General features: G+C 45.1%; 18 protein-coding genes and 1 pseudogene. 11 read left to right on the top strand and 8 right to left on the bottom strand.

Translation table 11 applies throughout. The annotated features are described in order from the left end of the window. Positions 1-137: 137 nt before the first annotated feature. On the top strand, positions 138-1,475 hold the full coding sequence (locus NYE20_RS21670; RefSeq protein WP_161621099.1) for an aldehyde dehydrogenase family protein: 1,338 nt from the start codon (positions 138-140) through the stop codon (positions 1,473-1,475). A gap of 188 nt (positions 1,476-1,663) precedes the next feature. Beyond that, positions 1,664-2,130, top strand: a pseudogene (locus tag NYE20_RS21675) (RDD family protein). Positions 2,131-2,173: 43 nt separating this feature from the next. On the opposite strand, the gene NYE20_RS21680 reads toward NYE20_RS21675, so the two are convergent. Both NYE20_RS21680 and NYE20_RS21685 read right to left on the bottom strand, forming a co-directional pair. Next, positions 2,174-3,406 (bottom strand): PQQ-binding-like beta-propeller repeat protein, encoded by a 1,233-nt coding sequence (locus NYE20_RS21680; protein WP_128442109.1) that lies wholly within the window; start codon positions 3,404-3,406, stop codon positions 2,174-2,176. A 100-nt stretch (positions 3,407-3,506) separates the two neighbouring features. After that, the gene (locus NYE20_RS21685) at positions 3,507-3,932 is read right to left on the bottom strand and encodes a DUF5391 family protein (RefSeq protein ID WP_128747304.1); all 426 of its coding nucleotides are present in this window, start codon (positions 3,930-3,932) and stop codon (positions 3,507-3,509) included. 254 nt (positions 3,933-4,186) lie between these two features. On the opposite strand from NYE20_RS21685, the gene NYE20_RS21690 reads away from it, so the two are divergent. Continuing rightward, positions 4,187-4,642 carry an RDD family protein gene (locus NYE20_RS21690; RefSeq protein ID WP_032725025.1) on the top strand — a complete coding sequence of 152 codons (456 nt, stop codon included), beginning with the start codon at positions 4,187-4,189 and terminating at the stop codon, positions 4,640-4,642. Positions 4,643-4,671: 29 nt separating this feature from the next. On the opposite strand, the gene NYE20_RS21695 is transcribed toward NYE20_RS21690, so the two are convergent. From NYE20_RS21695 to yxaF, 3 genes are all read right to left on the bottom strand, one after another. Further along, a complete protein-coding gene (locus NYE20_RS21695) occupies positions 4,672-5,880 on the bottom strand; it encodes a DUF418 domain-containing protein (protein ID WP_161621098.1) in 1,209 nt (402 codons plus the stop codon). 107 nt (positions 5,881-5,987) lie between these two features. Further along, complete coding sequence (qdoI, locus tag NYE20_RS21700; protein ID WP_161621097.1) at positions 5,988-7,001, bottom strand: quercetin 2,3-dioxygenase; 1,014 nt, start codon at positions 6,999-7,001, stop codon at positions 5,988-5,990. A 93-nt stretch (positions 7,002-7,094) separates the two neighbouring features. After that, positions 7,095-7,670 (bottom strand): transcriptional regulator YxaF, encoded by a 576-nt coding sequence (yxaF, locus tag NYE20_RS21705; RefSeq protein WP_032725021.1) that lies wholly within the window; start codon positions 7,668-7,670, stop codon positions 7,095-7,097. A 130-nt stretch (positions 7,671-7,800) separates the two neighbouring features. Between yxaF and NYE20_RS21710 the strand changes: the two genes are divergently transcribed. Continuing rightward, positions 7,801-8,871, top strand: coding sequence for an SDR family oxidoreductase (locus NYE20_RS21710; protein ID WP_161621096.1), 1,071 nt, complete (start codon positions 7,801-7,803; stop codon positions 8,869-8,871). Positions 8,872-8,927: 56 nt separating this feature from the next. On the opposite strand, the gene NYE20_RS21715 is transcribed toward NYE20_RS21710, so the two are convergent. After that, positions 8,928-9,359 (bottom strand): MarR family transcriptional regulator, encoded by a 432-nt coding sequence (locus NYE20_RS21715; RefSeq protein WP_003243994.1) that lies wholly within the window; start codon positions 9,357-9,359, stop codon positions 8,928-8,930. A gap of 226 nt (positions 9,360-9,585) precedes the next feature. Here NYE20_RS21715 and NYE20_RS21720 point away from each other — a divergent pair, with 226 nt between their 5' ends. Then, positions 9,586-9,990: a CidA/LrgA family holin-like protein gene (locus NYE20_RS21720; RefSeq protein WP_070548265.1), complete on the top strand. Its 405-nt coding sequence runs from the start codon at positions 9,586-9,588 to the stop codon at positions 9,988-9,990. Next, a complete protein-coding gene (locus NYE20_RS21725) occupies positions 9,960-10,652 on the top strand; it encodes an LrgB family protein (RefSeq protein WP_014478506.1) in 693 nt (230 codons plus the stop codon). Before NYE20_RS21720 ends, NYE20_RS21725 begins: the two co-directional genes overlap by 31 nt. Before the next feature lie 39 nt (positions 10,653-10,691). Here NYE20_RS21725 and NYE20_RS21730 read toward each other — a convergent pair whose 3' ends face one another. Further along, on the bottom strand, positions 10,692-11,723 hold the full coding sequence (locus NYE20_RS21730) for a polysaccharide pyruvyl transferase family protein (protein ID WP_161621095.1): 1,032 nt from the start codon (positions 11,721-11,723) through the stop codon (positions 10,692-10,694). Between the two features lie 92 nt (positions 11,724-11,815). Next, the gene (locus tag NYE20_RS21735; protein ID WP_141949333.1) at positions 11,816-12,964 is read right to left on the bottom strand and encodes a glycerate kinase; all 1,149 of its coding nucleotides are present in this window, start codon (positions 12,962-12,964) and stop codon (positions 11,816-11,818) included. Between the two features lie 195 nt (positions 12,965-13,159). On the opposite strand from NYE20_RS21735, the gene gntR reads away from it, so the two are divergent. From gntR to ahpC, 5 genes are all read left to right on the top strand, one after another. After that, the gene (gene gntR, locus NYE20_RS21740; RefSeq protein ID WP_014478509.1) at positions 13,160-13,891 is read left to right on the top strand and encodes a gluconate operon transcriptional repressor GntR; all 732 of its coding nucleotides are present in this window, start codon (positions 13,160-13,162) and stop codon (positions 13,889-13,891) included. After that, entirely contained in the window at positions 13,884-15,425 is a 1,542-nt protein-coding gene (gene gntK / locus NYE20_RS21745) for a gluconokinase (RefSeq protein WP_069323031.1), read from the top strand. Before gntR ends, gntK begins: the two co-directional genes overlap by 8 nt. Positions 15,426-15,453: 28 nt before the next feature. Next, positions 15,454-16,800, top strand: coding sequence for a gluconate permease GntP (gene gntP, locus NYE20_RS21750; RefSeq protein ID WP_003243139.1), 1,347 nt, complete (start codon positions 15,454-15,456; stop codon positions 16,798-16,800). Between the two features lie 22 nt (positions 16,801-16,822). Next, positions 16,823-18,229 (top strand): decarboxylating NADP(+)-dependent phosphogluconate dehydrogenase, encoded by a 1,407-nt coding sequence (gene gnd, locus NYE20_RS21755; protein WP_029726133.1) that lies wholly within the window; start codon positions 16,823-16,825, stop codon positions 18,227-18,229. A gap of 465 nt (positions 18,230-18,694) precedes the next feature. Further along, on the top strand, positions 18,695-19,258 hold the full coding sequence (gene ahpC / locus NYE20_RS21760; RefSeq protein ID WP_003243686.1) for an alkyl hydroperoxide reductase subunit C: 564 nt from the start codon (positions 18,695-18,697) through the stop codon (positions 19,256-19,258). Positions 19,259-19,260 lie beyond the last annotated feature (2 nt).

The following is a 19,260-nucleotide window of genomic DNA, read 5'->3' on the forward strand; positions in this document are numbered from 1 at the left end:
ACACCCCCAATCATTAGACAGATCTTCGATATATGTACGGTAACGTATACATGGTTCACCGTTGTCTTTCTTACAGAAAAGGTACCACCTTATAATAGGTCCGAGAAAAGAAGAAAGCAAATGAGGGGGATTTTACAATGGAACAGCAAGTAAAGAACGACATCCAGCGTGTCTTTCAGCTTCAGAAAAAACAGCAAAAAGCCTTGCGCGCTTCAACAGCGGAACAGCGGAGAGAAAAGCTTCAACGCTTTTTAGATTCCGTCATCGCCCATGAAGAAGAAATCATCGAAGCGATCCGCAAAGACGTCCGCAAACCATATCACGAAGTCAAAAAAGCGGAAATCGAAGGAACAAAAAAAGCGATTAGAGATAATATGAATAACCTGGAACAATGGATGGCGCCTAAAGAAGTCGGTTCATCGTTAAGCCCTGACGCAAACGGAATTCTTATGTACGAGCCTAAAGGCGTCACACTCATCCTCGGCCCGTGGAACTATCCGTTTATGCTGACGATGGCGCCGCTTGCCGCTTCTCTCGCAGCCGGAAACAGCGCGATTGTGAAGCTGTCCGATTTCACGATGAACACGAGCAACATTGCCGCTAAAGTGATAAGAGACGCTTTTGATGAAAAAGAAGTCGCGATTTTTGAAGGAGAGGTTGAGGTGGCAACCGAACTACTTGATCAGCCGTTCGACCATATTTTCTTCACTGGAAGCACAAATGTCGGGAAAATTGTCATGACAGCGGCTGCCAAACACTTGGCATCTGTCACACTTGAGCTTGGCGGCAAGAGCCCGACGATTATCGACAGTGAATACGATCTGATGGACGCAGCGAAAAAGATCGCCGTCGGGAAATTCGTAAACGCCGGCCAAACCTGCATCGCACCTGATTACCTGTTCATTAAAAAAGACGTTCAGGACAGGTTCGCGGGGATTTTACAAACAGTCGTCAACGCTGGATTTATGGAGGATGATCATACCCCAGACCGCAGCAAATTTACGCAGATCGTCAATGACCGCAACTTCAACCGCGTCAAAGATCTGTTCGACGATGCCATCGAAAAAGGGGCGGAAGTGGTGTTCGGCGGCGTATTCGATGCCAGCGACCGCACGATCTCACCAACCGTTTTGAAAAACGTCACGTCTGACATGAAAATCATGCAGGAGGAAATCTTCGCACCGATCCTGCCAATGATGAACTATGAAGACATCGACGAGGTCATCGATTACGTAAATGACCGCGATAAACCGCTTGCACTTTATGTGTTCAGCAAAAACCAAGACCTGATTGACAACGTCCTTCAGCACACGACATCAGGAAATGCCGCCATCAATGATGTCGTCGTCCATTTTAGTGACGTCAACCTGCCATTCGGCGGTGTCAACACAAGCGGAATCGGCTCCTATCATGGGGTATACGGATTCAAAGAGTTTTCTCATGAGAAGGGTGTCTTTATTCAGGCCTCTAAATAATCGTAATGAAGAGAATCTGCATCATCTTGCAGGTTCTTTTTTTATCTTTATATCACCTAAATAAAGAGATTAAAAGTGATAAAATACCATTTTCAAACGAGGCAAAATTCCTCTAGTCTATCTCATTGAAACCCTGCAGCCTCTAACGTATAATATCCCAGAAAACTTCAAAGGGGAGAATATTATACATGGAAAAACCAGCAGGATTTTGGATTCGGGCAGCCGCCTCTATTATTGATGTATTTATTATAGCTATATTCTCTTTCATTATGATTTTATTAACACCTTCATTGTGTTGCCACTCATTGATGCAGCAGGTACACACATGTCAGAAGCCCGATATGAGTTTTTCATGTTGATCATTGGCACAATCCCTGTTTTGGCCATCATATTTATTTTCGCTATTCTTTACTATAGCTTGCTGACTTCCTCAAACATGCAAGCAACATTGGGAAAAAAACTCATGGGCATCATCGTTGTCAATCAGTATAGCGAGCGTATTTCTTTTTGGCACAGCTTCGGCCGTTTCTTCGCTTACACATTATTTAAGATCTTATATATCGGTTTTATCATGGCGGCCTTTCCCTCTAAACTGGCATTACATGATTATATTTGCGGGACAAAGGTTGTCTATAAAAATAAATATCTTGATTGATCAAAAAAACAGGCTGCCGAGTTAACCTCGCCAGCCTGTTTTACTATTTCCCAAAAGCCATCAGCTTCGTATAACTTCCAATATAAAGCGTTCCGTCCTCAGCGAGCTGAGGAGAAGACACGACGTTGCTGTCGGTTTGATAGCTCCATAATTCATTGCCGTTTGCGTCTGCCGCATAAACCTTCATATCATCCGACCCGAAATACACCGTTCCCTTCGCGTCAATCAGCGGCGCCGTTCTGACAGGACCGTCTGTATAGAATGACCAGTTCATATCCCCGTTTTTGCTTATGGAAAACAGCTCGCCGCTTCCTGAGCCGATGTAGATATTGCCATTATGATCAATCGCAGGAGATGAGCTGGAGAACCCGTTTAACGGGAATGTCCATTTCAAACTGCCTGTTGATGTATAGGCATACAGCTGTCCATCTTGGTTGCCGGCATAAATGTTTCCGTCCTTATCAATCACCGGATATCCTTTAAACGCATTTGACGTCGTTCTGGACCATTTCACCTGTCCGGTTCCGGAGTTGATCGCATAAAACACGTAATTATATGTGCCGACATACACGGTGCCGTTTTTGGCAAGCACCGGCACAGAGCTGACGACACCATTTGTTTTCAACTTCCAGCGCTCTGTCCAAGTTGATTTTGACGTCGGTTTGATCGCGTGAACATAATTATCAAGTGTTGAGAAATACAACGTCCCGTCTGAACCGATCACCGTTTCAGAGCTTGGCCCGCCGCTTAACGGAACCGTTGTTAAAATTTCTCCCGTTTCTTTGTCAATAAAATAAATCTTTTTGTCATAGGATGCCAAATAGATAACGCCGTTGGTCCCAAGTACAGGAGATTGCGTATATGTTTTTCCAAGATTGCCAGTCACCCATTTGACTGAGCCGTCTGGATTAAAGGCTTTCATTTCCCCGTCTCTGGAATGAAGATATACTGTGCCGTCTCCGTCAATCACAGCCCCCGCTCCATTTTGCGGAGTCGTTCTGATGTCGTTTTGCCATTTCAGCGTCCCGTCTGTATTTCCGGCGAACCGGCTTTCGCGTGACCAGTTAAACATGGCAGGCGCCATCGCTTGTACATCATATCTTCCTGGCAAAAAGCCAGATGCTCCATTATTTTGAGAAAACACCGTTTCCGCCGCATAAGCAGCTGTCGGCTGAAGCACTTTGGCAGCGGGCACATCAGAAACAGCGCCGGCCAAAACAGCCGCCGCCACCGCAGCTCCCGCAATCAAAGCTTTCATACGAAATGACTTGACCATCATTGAGACCCCCATTATATGTAACTTCTAATTTGTGACCATCATAACATATTCATCCATTTTATAAATCTATTTCACAAAAACATCACAAACTAGAAAACTATGTAAGAGTATTCACGGACGTTTTTTCAGCACCCGGCCGAAATGCAGCCACAAACCAAATGACGTTGACAGCAGCCGCAGCGAGACTAATTCCGAAAACAAAGATCACCTCAGAAAGCAGATGGTCACTAAAGAAACTAAACATCAAGATAAAACCGGCCGAAGACAAATGAATCAAAAGCCCAAAGCCGCAAAGCACCGCCATGACATACCTCATTGCATCGACTCCGAGCGTATAAACGAGAAATGGAATAAAATACAATACAAGGATCATACCGACAGCTGACCACATGCCAACCGAATTAAACTGATTGGCCGCCGCTCCCGTTCCGGCCAGCGGCGAAAGTGAAGCCGCCACAATCACGGCGCAAAAAAGAAACGCAGAAATGGCTGTCATGATCGCCACGCTGTTTTTTCTAGACATCAAACTCCTCCTTAGATAGAAATATTAACCTTTTCATTATAAGAGAGCTGTGTAGAAAATTCATTATTTATTAAAAAATTCCAGAATGCATACACAAATGCTATAATTCTTTCTAGTATATTTATATAGTAAAAAACAAAGGATAAAAGACTCATTTTTCTGTAATATCAGGATTTTATCACCATATCATATTGCATGTACTTATTTTTCAAAGTATACTATTCCAGATTAATTCAGAGGAGAGAGAAAAATACATGGAAAAACCAGCAGGATTTTGGATTCGTTTTTTAGCTTATTTTATTGATGGCATTATTGTATCTGTTCCTAGTTATATTATTCTATTTGTAATCAATTCTGTTTTTGTAGCTGGGGCTGTGGCAACAAACCCTTACATGACGGAAGAAGAGTATTTAGTGAAATACATGACGCTTGCATTTTTGCCTACTATGCTGATCATGATCGTCATCAGTGTGTTATATTACGGGCTGCTCACAGCTTCTAAAATGCAAGGCACACTTGGCAAAAAAATTCTTGGCCTGAAAGTGGTCAATGAACAAGGCGAACGGGTTTCTGCCGGACAGGGAATTGGCCGTTACTTTGCCTATATCTTATCTGGAATCATCTTTTATATCGGGTTTATCATGATCGCCTTTGGAGAGAAAAAAGGCCTGCATGACATCATTTGCAAAACACGTGTCGTGTATAAATAATAGAAAAAAGTCTAGACGCCAATAGGCATCTAGACTTTTGTTTTCTTTACAATAGGCTGCCACGACAGATACGTAGCGCTTCTCCACAGCCACTCAAACGGCCCCATCCGAAAGACACGAAGCCAAAGGTGGCTGAAGACCATTTGAACGGCACAAACAGCAATTGTAATGAGCACGCCCGCAGCAGGGTACACTTTTCCATACAGGCCCAAGCCGTAATGATAAAAAATCCAAGTACACACAATAGACTGCATCAAATAATTGGTAAATGCCATCCTCCCAACAGCGGAGAATGATTGCAACACTGTTCTCACTTTTGTTTTATGATAAAGATAGACAACCGTTGTAACATAGAAAAACATGAGGAAAGGCGCGCCAATCAGCAGAAATAGTTCCTTTTCCGTTACACTGTACAGCACATGGGCGCCGATGCCGATGACAAGCCCAGCCATCCATAATCGTTTTAATCCTTTGCGATGCTTTTCCGGTTCATGCAAATACCGTGATTTTGCTGCCGCAGCTCCCAGCAAAAACATGCTGAAATATGGAATGGATGCAAAGAAAAAGTTGAGCGGATTATACGTAAGCATGCCATTCGAAGACATGTAAACAAGACGATCATGGATCCGTTGTTCTGCAATGTCCCTCAGGCTGCCGCTTCCATAAACATGAATCGCTTGTTTTGCTTGCTGTGTTACCGCTTGTACCCATTCCTGTCCGTTTGATTGATCAAAACTTGTCAACATGAACGGAATGGAAAACAGAAAATACAAAGAGACCGCCCATATCAGCAGTGTTTTCGGCTTTGCTTTTCGAAACAAGAGCAGGACAAAACCGAGCAGGGCATATTCTGTTAAAATATCCCCGTCCCATATCAAAAAGGCATGAATCGTTCCAAACAAGAGAAGCGCCATTAACCTTCTCACATATAACGGAACAAACCGTTTCCCTTTGTTTTCTGCTCTCTCCATCATGACAACCATGCCAAATCCAAATAAAAAGGAAAACAATAAAATACATTTTGTTTGAATGAAGAATTTCAGTATGTCTGCGGCGGCAAAATCAGCTTCAGACCACTTATCCATGAAAAAATTCTCTTTTCCAAGCATAGACAAATACATATCCGGATAACTGAAATGTGCCAGATTGACAAATAAGATGCCGAAAATCGCCATTCCTCTCAGCACATCAAGCACACCGATCCGCTCATTTGTTAAAGTCGGCTGTAATGAAGACATAGCCATCACGCTCCTTTTTTCTGTACCTTAAGGGTATGAAAAAATGAAGCGCGGAAACATCGATTTAGGTGTCAGGCCGGCATGAAAACCTTACAATCTTGTCATCTTTATGGTTTCATCACCTTTAAATCTAATGCTTCGATATTCTGCAAAACGCGATCAAAGTGCAAAGCCTGAGGCTCACATGGGAAGATGTGGCCTTCATACGGGTCGCCTAACGTCCGGAAAAACGGTTCAAATAAACCAGGAACCAATACGCCCACCATCTTTGTATAGTAAGAATCAAGGCGATAGGAGTGAACGGTATTTGCAGGGACATGCAGGAAATCTCCCGGATTCAGCTGAATTTCCTGGCCATCTGCCCACATCGTCATCTGACCTTCAAGGCAATAAAATGTTTCTGTATGATGTTCATGGTAGTGATCAACGATTCGGTCACCTTTAGGGCCTTCAGAGGATACGACGATAAACTGGCCATCTGTATTTTTTTGTGCAGCCACAATGCGGTGAAGCTGATCTCCAGTCAACAGGCGATCTCCTTCTCCAGATTCAAGAACGTATGGAACCGCTCCATCTGGCAGCTCTGTAAGTTCCGCTAATTTGGCCGAACATGCAGGCTTTCCTTCATCTAGAAATACAATGTCCGCTACAGCGGCTGCTTCTGCAAATCGCTCGTTTGAGACTTCTTCGCTTGCGTACGGCGGATGTTCAGCGTGATCATACGGATTCCCAATAACGGAATACAAGTGCGCTACGTTTCCTTTCATCGTGTAAGATACCAGTCTTGTTCTGTGGCTCTGCATCCGGTAGCTGTGCGGTGTTCCCGCCGGAATGTTCGCATAATCACCTGATATTAATAAATAGCGTTCACCATCAAGTGTCAGTTCCAGTTTCCCGTCCAAAACGAGAATTCCTTCATGTGTGTCCTTGTGGACGTGAAGCGGAAAGGCATCTCCTTTTCCCCCGGAAAGAAGCACGATCTCAAACAAATCACCTGTGCTCCTCCCATTCGCCATCACCGTGGCAACCTGTCTGCCGAACAGATAGCGCTCGCCTTCTCCGCTCCGGAGCAAATAAGGCATTTTATCTTTAGGCAATGAATGTGTACATAATGTTTTCATATTATCGCTTCCTCCAATTTAGACCAGTCTATATATTATCATTTATTTGTCTAGACCGTTCTATATAATTGTAGGAGAAAGGATAACAAAATGCTACCCTTTTTTTCTCACCAGCACTGGTATTTGTTCGGCAATGAGAAGAAGAGGCGTTTTGTCTTTATTCGTTAACGAAAGCATGATGCCACCCTCAATCATCGAATTAATCAGCGTTCCAAGCTGATTTGCTTCTTCTTCTGCAAATCCGTTCTCCATTAATTTTCTGGCAAAAACCGCTTCCCAGCTTTTAAACACCTTCATGCAAACCGTCCGCAGCGGTTCACTGATTAACGCTGTCTCACTCGCCAGCAAACCGACTGGAATACCTTTAATGCTTTCTGTGTTATCAAATTGGCTGGCTGTTTTTTTGATAAAAAGCTGAATCGCTTCAACAGGATCAGAGGATTCATCCATGCTTTTCTGTATCAGATGTTCAACGATCTTACCCGTATATGTAACCGCTTCAATTGCTAGTTCTTCTTTGCCCTTCGGAAAAAAGTGATAAAGCGATCCCTTAGGAGCACCGCTTTCTTTTACAATCTGGTTCAAACCTGTCGCGTGATATCCTTGCAGCTGGAACAGACGTGACGCCGTGTGAAGGATTTTTTCACGTGAATCTCCTCTGCTAGTCATTAAAACATTCCCTCCTAGGTATGGTAGAGCGACTTATATAATATAAAAAAGAACCCTGTGATTGTCAAAAGGGGTAAGACCCTTCCGGATGGGGTAATGTACAAAAACAGCGTCTAGGAGGGATCTCTCAATGACAATCGATCATTCAGTCACGAATACAGAACAGCTTGAACGACAAAACCCCGCCATAAAAACAAAGCTCAAACTGAAAAAGCTTAAGGATCAGGTGATCGTCATTACCGGCGCTTCAAGCGGTATCGGACTTGTCACGGCGAGAATGGCAGCTGAAAAAGGCGCAAAGGTCGTGGCAGCAGCGCGAAATGAAGAGGCGCTGAAGGAGCTCACTGATGAACTTAAGGAAAAAGGGCACGACGCCATATGGGTAAAGGCGGATGTCGGAAAAGAAGAGGACGTCAACCGCATCGCAGAAACCGCGATCAGCACATTCGGCCACTTTGACACATGGGTCAACAATGCGGCCGTCTCGACTTTCGGACATGCCATGGACGTCACCGTCGAAGACATGAAGCGCATGTTCGACACAAATTTCTGGGGACCTGTTTACGGAACAAGAGCGGCTGTCAAACACTACACCGGCAGAGGTGTGCCGGGCGCACTCATTAATGTAGGAAGCCTGTTCGGAGACAGGGGAACGGTCATTCAATCCACATATGCGTCTGCCAAATTTGCGCTTCACGGCTGGACGGAAAGCATCCGAATGGAGCTCGAAAAGGAACAGGCGCCCGTCTCGGTAACGCTCATCCACCCGGGCAGAATTGACACACCTTATAACGAGCATGCGCACAGCTACCTCGACAAACAGCCGGCTCATTACCGCTCCATGATCTATCCACCGGAAGCAGTCGCCGAAGCTATCCTGTTTGCCGCCGAACACCCTAAGCGCGACATGTACATCGGCTCACAGGCCAAAGCCATCGCCATGCTGGGCGCGCTTTTCCCTCGTCTGACCGACAGACTGATGGAAAAAATCATGTATCACAGCCAGCATGCCGAAAAACCGTCCAAACCGCGAGAAGAAAGCGCTCTTTATGATGCGGGCTGCGGTATGCATGACAGAGGCACAAATAAAGGATGGATGAGGTCAAGAAGCTACTACACGAAAGCGACGAAGCGCCCCATTGTATCTGCGGCTGTTGTTGCAGGACTAGTGGCTTGGGCTGCCGCCAAACGATGCAGATAATCTCTGACCATAAGAAAAACCCATGCTGTTCCAGCGAACCATGGGTTTTTCAGCTGTTAATCGATAAAAGCCTTGTTCATACGCTGCAGCAGCTCGCCGAACATCTCTTTTTCCTGTGTTGACCATTCTTTCAGCATCTGTTCATAACGTTCAAGGCGCTTTTGCTGATCGGCTTTTAATAGTTGTTTGCCGAGTTTTGTAATGGTAAACAGGCTGACTCTCCCATCAGACGGGTCTGAGAAACGATAGATGAGCTCCTTTGCCTCTAATGCAGCTGCTTGTCTTGAAAGAGTAGAAATATCAAGCTTAAACGATTCAGCCAATTCCTTAACACGAGCAGGCCCAAACTCATCCAATTGTCTCAGTAATAAGTACGAAGATCTCTCCAAATTCCCTGTTCTTTTCTCCGATTGATCCAGATAAACAGCTCTCCTGATAAAAGTCGTCAGCTCATATTCAATTAATTCAACTGGATTTTGATTTTGCAATCGCTCTCGCTCCCTATTCCAATCTCCGGCATTGACAACATCATATATACTTGTATAATACAAATGTACATTAACTGAATAAATACAAGTCGTTATATGACTAAATCAATTATTATACTTGTATAGTACAATCATATAAAAAGAAAGTAAAGCGATTCCTCAGAACCATCCTAGAAGCAAGCACCAGAAAGGAGGAAGCTGTTCTGATTGGAGAGCAGCACTTGATGTGAAAGTCATACGAATTATCTTGCAAGTGTTGATATTATATGTATTTTTTATGATCGGGGAAGCCATTCAGCATCTGTTTCATTTACCCGTGTCAGGAAGCATCGTTGGATTGGTATTGCTTCTGGTCTGCTTGGGCCTCCGTATTGTTCCCGTCTCCCTCATTGAAGACGGAGCAGGGTTTTTATTATCCTTCCTTCCATTGTTGTTCATCCCGGCAATGACAGGAGTGATAAACTATCCGTCTCTCATTTCATTCAATGGTCTGATGCTGCTGATTACAGTCGTTCTGAGCACCATCGTCACGATCATTGCGGCTGGATTCGCCAGCCAGCTATTAGAGAAAAAAGCAAAAAAACGGGAGGAGAAAGAGAAATGCAGCAAGCATGTATCGCGATCATTATAATTCTTTTAACAGTTGCCGCTTATTTAGCGATGGTCAAACTCTATAAGCGATTCCCGCTTCCATTTCTGATCCCCGTTCTGACAACGACCATTTTGATTGTAGCGGTTTTGATGATGTTTCATGTTTCCTATGAAGGCTATATGATCGGGGGGAAATGGATCAATTCTTTGCTTGGGCCGGCTGTCGTGGCACTGGCCTATCCGCTTTATAAACAATGGCATATCATTGTCAAACATTGTGTTCCCATTTTAGGCGGCGTCCTGGTCGGATTATGCATGGGAATGATCAGCGGGCTGATCTTCGCAGAAGCATTCGGGATTGATCATGATCTCTTATTATCCATTCTGCCAAAGTCGATCACAACCCCTGTCGCTATTCAGATCGCCGCCGGTCTTGGCGGCGTCCCTTCCATGACAGTCGTATTTGTCATGATTGCGGGCTTTTCAGGCGTCATCCTCGGGCCTCTTTTCCTAAAATGGCTTCGCATACGCAGTTCCCTTGGACAAGGCATTGCATTAGGCAGCGCCTCCCATGCACTGGGTACCTCCAAAGCGTTGGAATATGGGGAATTGGCCGTATCCATGAGTTCCGTCTCCATGACGCTTTGTGCGGTGCTCGGCTCATTCTTCGGCCCGCTCGTCGTCTGGCTGTTTCATATTTAACAAAGAAAGACTGCCCCGGGGGAGGGCAGTCTTTTTCGTTTAAGAAGCAAAAAAATCAATCAGCGGCTGAAAGTCCTTAGATAAATCAACGTCATTCGGCTCTGCTTGAAGCAGGCGGTCAATCATGCGCTCCAGCTCCTCAACATCATTCTTATCCGTATATTCAATGAAGTTTAAGCTTTCAAGCCAATCCCGATATGAATGTTTGGCTTTGCCATAGCTGTTTCCAAAGACAAGGCAAGGTGTTTTGGTGATAATCGAGAAAATCATCGCGTGAAGGCGGTCGGTAATCACCAATTTACTGGAGCCGATGCGGTCCAGCATCTCCATAAAATGCTTTTCACGATCAGCGTAATCGATGGTGTCTACCGTATCCAGCACCGTATCGGTACGCTCTGTGTAAGTTGTTTTTTCTGCCCATTGCTTCATCTGTGAAATAAAATCTTCGTCAGTCACTTTCTCCTTATCCGCTCTTAAAATAAAGAGAACGCCGTCCCGCTCGAGCTCTCGCGGCACAATATCCAAGGAAAGCACCATGTCCGGTGTAAAGATCACATTGGAGTTGAAGGTCTCTTTCACAACATCCAGTGTTTGCGTCTCACGCGCAGCAATCGTTAAGTTTGTATTTTGATGGTACGCATCCTGTGTTTTTTTCTTTTCCTTCTGTCCTTCCTCTGTATCCTCAAAATAAACGGATTGTGGCAGAGAAATTGATTTGTAGTCTTTAAACGCCGAAAAGACCTTTCTTCTGTCTTCCTCAATATCAAGATAAAGGTTTCCTAAATTCCCTCCGCCTGTAAAGCAGACAATATCGTCTTCACGAATGATCTCCTTCACCAGTTCAATGCCCTCATCCGTCGCATAATCCATAATCTCAATGTATTCATAATACGGAAAATGATTTTTGACAAATTTCTCTTCCGCATACGCAATCGCTTGGTCGCCAATGTTTGTGTAACTAGGGGAACCAAACAAGTATACTTTTCGTTTATCATTTAACAGAGCTTCCGGCTCCACATTTGGCGCAATGCCTTTTACTAGTTTTTTGCCTTTGATTTCTTGTACAGTCATATCTGCGTCCTCCTTCTGGGATGAATTCCTCATTGTGTGTTAACTGTCTCTACCCAAAAAGAAGGATGGCTATGCATTGGCATGTGCATCGGCTATATCAGAAACATCGTTTTCGCCAATTTGATAGACGCTGCAATGTCCCGCGCCGTTCTTTCCATATATTCCGCGGCATGTTCAAACGCATCTTCTAGCGGCACGGCTCCGGGGACGATGCTGAAAAGCGCATCGATCCCGTGTTGATAGACGGCATCACTGTCTCGTGATACTGATCCCGCAATACCGATGACGGGCACATCGTATGATTTAGCCGCCTTGGCTACGCCGATCGGCGTTTTTCCATGAACCGTTTGGCTGTCGATCCGTCCCTCGCCTGTAATCACAAGATCTGCATCCTGAACGATACTTTCAAAATCAATCGCATTAAGGACAATATCAATGCCTCTTTTCAGGTCAGCCTGAAGATAAGTCAGCAGGCTCCATCCAAGACCGCCCGCTGCACCGGCGCCCTCTGTATCTCGGAAGGTTGATCCGAGCTCTTTTTCTGCCATATCAGCGAAATGGCTTACGTTCTGGTCTAGTACATCCAGCATGTCGGCCGTCGCGCCTTTTTGCGGCCCGAAAACAGCCGTAGCACCCTTTGGTCCTGTTAACGGATTGTCCACGTCACAGGCAACTTCCAGTTTGACATTCCGCAATCTGGAATCAAGCCCGCTAACATCTATTGATGCAAGCTGAGATAACGCGCCGCCCCCTGGGCCAATCTCGCGGCCTGAGTTATCAAGAAGCCTTACGCCCAATGCCTGAATCATCCCGGCTCCCCCGTCGTTCGTGGCGCTTCCGCCGATTCCGATAATCAAACGCTCCGCTCCTGCATCAAGAGCCGCTCCGATTAATTCTCCCGTTCCCCTTGTTGTAGTGATGAGCGGATTTCGCTTATGAATAGGCACCAGATGCAGCCCTGAAGCAGCAGCCATTTCAATCACAGCTGTTCTCCCATCTCCCATCATGCCAAAGAAAGCTTTCACCGGTTCCCCCAGCGGCCCTGTGACAACTTGCTCTATGATCCTTCCGTTGGTCGCATCGACTAGAGATTGAACGGTTCCCTCGCCGCCGTCCGCCACCGGCAATTTTCTGTAATCAGCACCCGGAAAGACCGATTTGAAACCTCTTTCTATCGCTTCGGCTGCCTCCAGAGCTGATAAGCTTTCCTTAAAAGAATCAGGTGCAATGATGATTTTCATCCAAATCGCCTCTTTCAAAACATGATTCACTTATGCTAGTTATCTCCAATGTACCATATTCCATTTAGAAATAAATACCATAATGATTGGGAAAAATTTTATTAAAAATTAGAAATGAAAGTGTTTGCATAAAAGAAATATTCACGTTATCATACTTGTATACAAGTATACTCCTTGAGTGAGGAAGGTGAGTGTATGCTAGACTCCAAAGACCTGTTGTATCCCGCAAAATGGCTCTCAAAAGCGTCAACCGGGGTTCGTGTCGCATACGAGCTGAGAATGCGGATCGTTTCAGGCCTGATTGAAAGCGGTACCATTTTATCAGAAAATACAATCGCCGCCGAGTTTTCAGTAAGCCGTTCGCCGGTTCGCGAAGCGCTAAAAATACTCGCATCCGAAAAAATCATCCGCTTAGAACGAATGGGAGCGGTCGTGATTGGTTTAACTGAGAAGAAAATCGCGGAAATTTATGATGTGCGGTTACTATTAGAAACATTTGTCTTTGAACGGCTTGTCAAAATAGACATTGAACCTTTAGTTAAGGATCTCAGCAAAATTCTTGAAATGATGAAAGTCTCAATCAAATATGAGGACGCTGACGAATTTTCATTTCAAGATGTGCTGTTCCATGAAACGATTATCCGAGCGATTGATCATTCATACATTCAGATGATCTGGAACAATCTAAAACCCGTCATGGAAAGCTTTATTCTTTTATCGATGCGGGTACGGTTAAAGGAAAAGTATGAAGACTTCACAAGGATCTTAGATAACCACGAGCTTTATATTCAAGCCATCAAAACAAAGGATAGGGCGCTGATGATTCAGTCTCTTCACCAAAACTTTGATGATGTGCAGGATAAGGTAGAAGACCTATGGCTCTCACAACAAATGCTGGCAAAAGGAGCTGAATACAGCAATGACTAGTTATATGTTAGGAATCGATATCGGCACGACAAGCACAAAAGCTGTGCTGTTCAGTGAAAACGGAGATGTGGTACAGAAAGAAAGCATCGGCTACCCGCTCTATACACCGGACATCTCAACAGCTGAACAAAATCCGGAAGAGATTTTTCAGGCAGTCATCCATACAACAGCGAGAATTACAAAACAGCATCCCGAAAAACGGATCTCTTTCATTTCGTTCAGCAGCGCCATGCACAGCGTCATTGCAATCGACGAAAATGACAAGCCGCTGACGCCATGCATTACATGGGCCGACAACAGAAGTGAAGGCTGGGCGCATAAGATCAAAGAGGAATTGAACGGACATGAGGTGTACAAACGGACGGGAACACCGATTCATCCGATGGCACCGTTAAGTAAAATTGCCTGGATCACGAATGAAAGAAAAGAAATCGCTTCCAAGGCAAAAAAATATATCGGCATCAAAGAATACATTTTTAAACAGCTGTTCAATGAGTATGTCATCGATTACTCCTTGGCATCAGCGACAGGCATGATGAACCTGAAAGGCTTGGATTGGGACGAAGAGGCACTGCGCATCGCAGGCATCACGCCGGATCACTTATCCAAACTCGTGCCAACAACCCAGATCTTTCAGCACTGCAGCCCGGAAATAGCGATCCAAATGGGAATCGATCCGGAAACGCCTTTTGTCATCGGGGCCAGCGACGGCGTGCTGTCCAACCTCGGCGTCAACGCCATTAAAAAGGGCGAAATCGCCGTCACCATCGGTACAAGCGGTGCCATCCGGACGATTATTGACAAGCCGCAAACCGATGAAAAAGGGAGAATTTTTTGCTATGCCTTGACGGACAAGCATTGGGTTATTGGGGGACCTGTGAACAATGGGGGCATCGTCCTTCGCTGGATCAGAGACGAGTTTGCCTCCTCCGAAATCGAAACAGCGACACGGCTGGGCATTGATCCATATGACGTGCTGACGAAAATTGCCCAACGCGTCAGACCCGGTTCTGACGGTCTGCTGTTCCACCCATATCTCGCCGGAGAACGCGCTCCGTTGTGGAATCCGGATGTACGCGGCTCATTTTTTGGCCTGACCATGTCGCATAAGAAAGAGCATATGATACGCGCGGCATTGGAAGGCGTCATTTACAACCTGTACACGGTGTTCTTGGCGTTAACTGAATGCATGGATGGCCCGGTAACCCGCATCCAAGCGACAGGGGGTTTTGCAAGGTCGGAGGTTTGGCGCCAAATGATGTCGGATATCTTCGAATCAGAGGTTGTCGTTCCGGAAAGCTACGAAAGCTCATGTCTCGGCGCCTGCATTTTAGGCCTGTATGCAACAGGAAAAATTGACTCTTTCGACGCCGTGTCCGACATGATCGGCAGCACATACAGACATACGCCGATCGAAGACTCAGCCAAGGAATACAGAACATTAATGCCGATTTTCATCAATCTATCAAGATTATTAGAAAATCAATATACACAAATTGCAGATTATCAGAGGGGCTTAATCACACACAAATAGTACATGACATGAAGGGGAGGGCATTACCATGCCGTTAATCATCGTTGCACTTGGGATCTTAGCATTACTATTTCTGATTATGGGCTTAAAATTAAATACATTTATTTCCCTGCTGGTCGTATCGTTCGGCGTGGCACTGGCACTCGGGATGCCGTTCGATAAAGTTGTCAGCTCCATCGAAGCAGGAATAGGGGGGACTCTTGGCCACATCGCGCTCATCTTTGGACTCGGTGCGATGCTGGGCAAGCTGATCGCGGATTCAGGAGGCGCACAGCGCATTGCGATGACGCTCGTCAACAAATTCGGTGAGAAAAATATTCAATGGGCCGTTGTCATTGCCTCATTCATTATTGGGATTGCGTTATTTTTTGAAGTAGGACTGGTTCTATTAATTCCGATTGTCTTTGCGATTTCAAGAGAATTGAAGATTTCTATTTTATTTCTCGGAATCCCGATGGTCGCGGCACTATCCGTCACACACGGTTTCCTGCCGCCACACCCGGGACCTACGGCGATCGCCGGTGAGTATGGCGCAAACATTGGAGAAGTGCTGCTGTACGGCTTTATCGTTGCTGTTCCGACAGTGCTCATCGCAGGGCCGTTATTTACAAAGTTTGCGAAAAAAATCGTTCCTGCATCATTTGCGAAAAACGGCAATATTGCATCACTCGGCACACAAAAAACGTTTAACCTTGAAGAAACACCCGGCTTTGGAATCAGTGTCTTTACCGCAATGCTCCCGATTATCATCATGTCGGTCGCGACCATTATCGACCTGCTTCAAGAAACAATCGGGTTTGCAGATAACGGAGTTTTGGCTTTTATCAGATTGATTGGAAACGCATCGACTGCTATGATTATTTCGTTATTGGTCGCAGTCTATACAATGGGCATCAAGCGCAACATTCCAGTCAAAACCGTGATGGATTCTTGTTCAACTGCCATTTCACAAATCGGCATGATGCTTTTGATCATCGGAGGAGGCGGCGCCTTCAAACAAGTGCTGATCAACGGCGGTGTCGGCGATTACGTAGCAGACTTATTCAAAGGAACGGCATTATCGCCAATCATTCTGGCATGGCTCATCGCAGCGATCCTGCGCATTTCTCTAGGATCAGCGACTGTTGCCGCACTAAGCACAACAGGTCTGGTCATTCCGTTATTGGGTCATTCTGATGTTAACCTGGCGTTAGTCGTGCTCGCAACAGGCGCCGGAAGTGTCATCGCTTCACACGTCAATGACGCCGGCTTCTGGATGTTCAAGGAATACTTCGGATTAAGCATGAAAGAAACATTTGCCACATGGACATTGCTGGAAACCATTATTTCCGTTGCTGGACTGGGATTCATTTTATTGTTAAGTTTAGTTGTATGAAATTAAGAAGGAGCTGTAACACATGTTCAATACGATTGGTGTCATAGGCTTAGGCGTAATGGGAAGCAATATCGCCTTAAACATGGCAAATAAAGGCGAAAACGTCGCTGTCTATAATTACACCAGAGATTTAACGGACCAGCTTATCCAAAAGCTGGATGGACAATCTCTCAGCCCGTATTACGAGCTTGAGGACTTTGTTCAATCGTTAGAAAAACCAAGAAAAATCTTTTTGATGGTCACAGCGGGAAAACCCGTAGATTCCGTCATCCAATCATTAAAGCCTTTGCTTGAAGAAGGCGACGTCATCATGGACGGAGGAAACTCCCACTATGAAGACACAGAAAGAAGATATGACGAGCTGAAGGAAAAAGGGATCGGCTACCTGGGAGTCGGCATTTCCGGCGGTGAAGTCGGCGCATTAACAGGACCTTCCATCATGCCGGGCGGAGATCGCGACGTCTATGAGAAAGCCGCTCCTATCCTGACAAAAATCGCAGCCCAAGTCGGAGATGACCCTTGCTGTGTCTATATCGGACCAAAAGGGGCAGGGCACTTTACAAAAATGGTGCACAACGGCATTGAATATGCAGACATGCAGCTGATTGCAGAAGCGTATACGTTTCTAAGAGAAACGCTTCGTCTGCCGCTAGATGAAATTGCATCTATTTTTGAAACATGGAATCAAGGTGAGCTGAAAAGCTATTTAATAGAGATTACAGCTGAGATTTTACGCAAAAAAGACGAAAAAACAGGACAGCCTCTGATCGATGTCATCCTTGATAAAACCGGACAAAAAGGCACTGGGAAATGGACGAGCATGCAGGCGATTGATAACGGCATCCCGTCCACGATCATCACAGAGTCCTTGTTCGCCCGCTACTTGTCATCCTTAAAAGAAGAACGGATGGCAGCTCAAGACGTATTAGCAGGCCCGGAATCCGAAGAAAAACACTTGGATAAAGACACCTGGATTGAATACGTCAGACAGGCTCTTTACATGGGGAAAGTATGCGCCTATGCACAAGGCTTTGCCCAATATAAGATGTCATCTGAGCTTTACGGCTGGAATCTGCCGCTCAAAGACATTGCCTTGATTTTCCGAGGCGGCTGCATCATCCGCGCTGATTTCCTTAACGTGATCAGCGAAGCATTCAGTGAGCAGCCAAATCTGGCAAACCTGCTGATCGCGCCTTATTTCACAGATAAGCTCCATGCCTATCAAACAGGCCTGCGAAAAGTCGTTTGCGAGGGAATCAGCACTGGAATCTCCTTCCCATGCTTAACTACCGCGCTCTCTTATTACGACGGCTACCGCACAGGGCGTTCCAATGCGAACCTCTTACAGGCGCAGCGCGATTACTTTGGCGCTCATACGTACGAACGGACTGATATGGACGGCGTCTTCCATACGAATTGGTCTGAATAACCTGTCATCAAAAACACGGTCAGTTTTCAACTGAACCGTGTTTTTTTCTTCTATCCCAAACAACAGAAGACATAAGTTATGTTTTAAATATCATAAACAGTGATACAATAATAGCTAGAAACAATCCCCAAGATCATCATGTGACAGCAGCTTGCTGTTCCGTTCTATTCTGCTTTTGGCCATTGTCCTTTGCCCTTGCCCATGGTGTCATAAAATGTTCAAATGCCAAAACGGCCTGTCATTCTGATTTACAAAAGTCCCTGAAAACCTTGTCTAATTGAGAATCAGGCTCTCATTTGTTATAAAAGAAATGCCTAAATCCTACCTGTCACACCTTTAGTAAGATGAAAAAAAGTAGGTTATGGCTTGACAAAAAATATATATTAATTAATAATTCATATATAATTAGAATTATTATTGAAAGCGAATATGCTTTCTAATACATTTTTAGGAGGAATATACATTATGTCTTTAATCGGTAAAGAAGTACTTCCATTCGAAGCAAAAGCATTCAAAAACGGTGAATTCATCGATGTAACAAACGAAGATTTGAAAGGCCAATGGAGCGTATTCTGCTTCTACCCAGCAGATTTCTCTTTCGTATGCCCAACTGAGCTTGAAGATCTTCAAGAACAATATGCTGCACTTAAAGAATTAGGTGTTGAAGTATACTCTGTTTCTACAGATACTCACTTCGTACACAAAGGCTGGCATGACAGCTCTGAAAAAATCAGCAAAATCACTTACGCAATGATCGGTGACCCATCTCAAACAATCTCTCGCAACTTCGATGTTCTTGACGAAGAAACTGGTCTTGCTGACCGCGGAACATTCATCATCGATCCAGACGGCGTCATCCAAACTGTAGAAATCAATGCAGGCGGTATCGGCCGTGACGCAAGCAACCTTGTAAACAAAGTAAAAGCAGCTCAATACGTTCGTCAAAACCCAGGTGAAGTTTGCCCAGCGAAATGGGAAGAAGGCGGCGAAACTCTTACACCTAGCCTTGATCTAGTAGGTAAAATCTAAGG

Source organism: Bacillus sp. FSL R5-0416, assembly GCF_037975425.1.
Lineage (GTDB): Bacteria > Bacillota > Bacilli > Bacillales > Bacillaceae > Bacillus > Bacillus subtilis.

Coding starts and splice junctions, on each gene's coding strand:
- NYE20_RS21670 (WP_161621099.1), top strand. CDS start 138: ATGGAACAGCAAGTAAAGAACGACATCCAGCGTGTCTTTCAGCTTCAG.
- NYE20_RS21680 (WP_128442109.1), bottom strand. CDS start 3,406: ATGGTCAAGTCATTTCGTATGAAAGCTTTGATTGCGGGAGCTGCGGTG.
- NYE20_RS21685 (WP_128747304.1), bottom strand. CDS start 3,932: ATGTCTAGAAAAAACAGCGTGGCGATCATGACAGCCATTTCTGCGTTT.
- NYE20_RS21690 (WP_032725025.1), top strand. CDS start 4,187: ATGGAAAAACCAGCAGGATTTTGGATTCGTTTTTTAGCTTATTTTATT.
- NYE20_RS21695 (WP_161621098.1), bottom strand. CDS start 5,880: ATGTCTTCATTACAGCCGACTTTAACAAATGAGCGGATCGGTGTGCTT.
- qdoI (WP_161621097.1), bottom strand. CDS start 7,001: ATGAAAACATTATGTACACATTCATTGCCTAAAGATAAAATGCCTTAT.
- yxaF (WP_032725021.1), bottom strand. CDS start 7,670: ATGACTAGCAGAGGAGATTCACGTGAAAAAATCCTTCACACGGCGTCA.
- NYE20_RS21710 (WP_161621096.1), top strand. CDS start 7,801: ATGACAATCGATCATTCAGTCACGAATACAGAACAGCTTGAACGACAA.
- NYE20_RS21725 (WP_014478506.1), top strand. CDS start 9,960: ATGCAGCAAGCATGTATCGCGATCATTATAATTCTTTTAACAGTTGCC.
- NYE20_RS21730 (WP_161621095.1), bottom strand. CDS start 11,723: ATGACTGTACAAGAAATCAAAGGCAAAAAACTAGTAAAAGGCATTGCG.
- NYE20_RS21735 (WP_141949333.1), bottom strand. CDS start 12,964: ATGAAAATCATCATTGCACCTGATTCTTTTAAGGAAAGCTTATCAGCT.
- gntR (WP_014478509.1), top strand. CDS start 13,160: ATGCTAGACTCCAAAGACCTGTTGTATCCCGCAAAATGGCTCTCAAAA.
- gntK (WP_069323031.1), top strand. CDS start 13,884: ATGACTAGTTATATGTTAGGAATCGATATCGGCACGACAAGCACAAAA.
- gntP (WP_003243139.1), top strand. CDS start 15,454: ATGCCGTTAATCATCGTTGCACTTGGGATCTTAGCATTACTATTTCTG.
- gnd (WP_029726133.1), top strand. CDS start 16,823: ATGTTCAATACGATTGGTGTCATAGGCTTAGGCGTAATGGGAAGCAAT.
- ahpC (WP_003243686.1), top strand. CDS start 18,695: ATGTCTTTAATCGGTAAAGAAGTACTTCCATTCGAAGCAAAAGCATTC.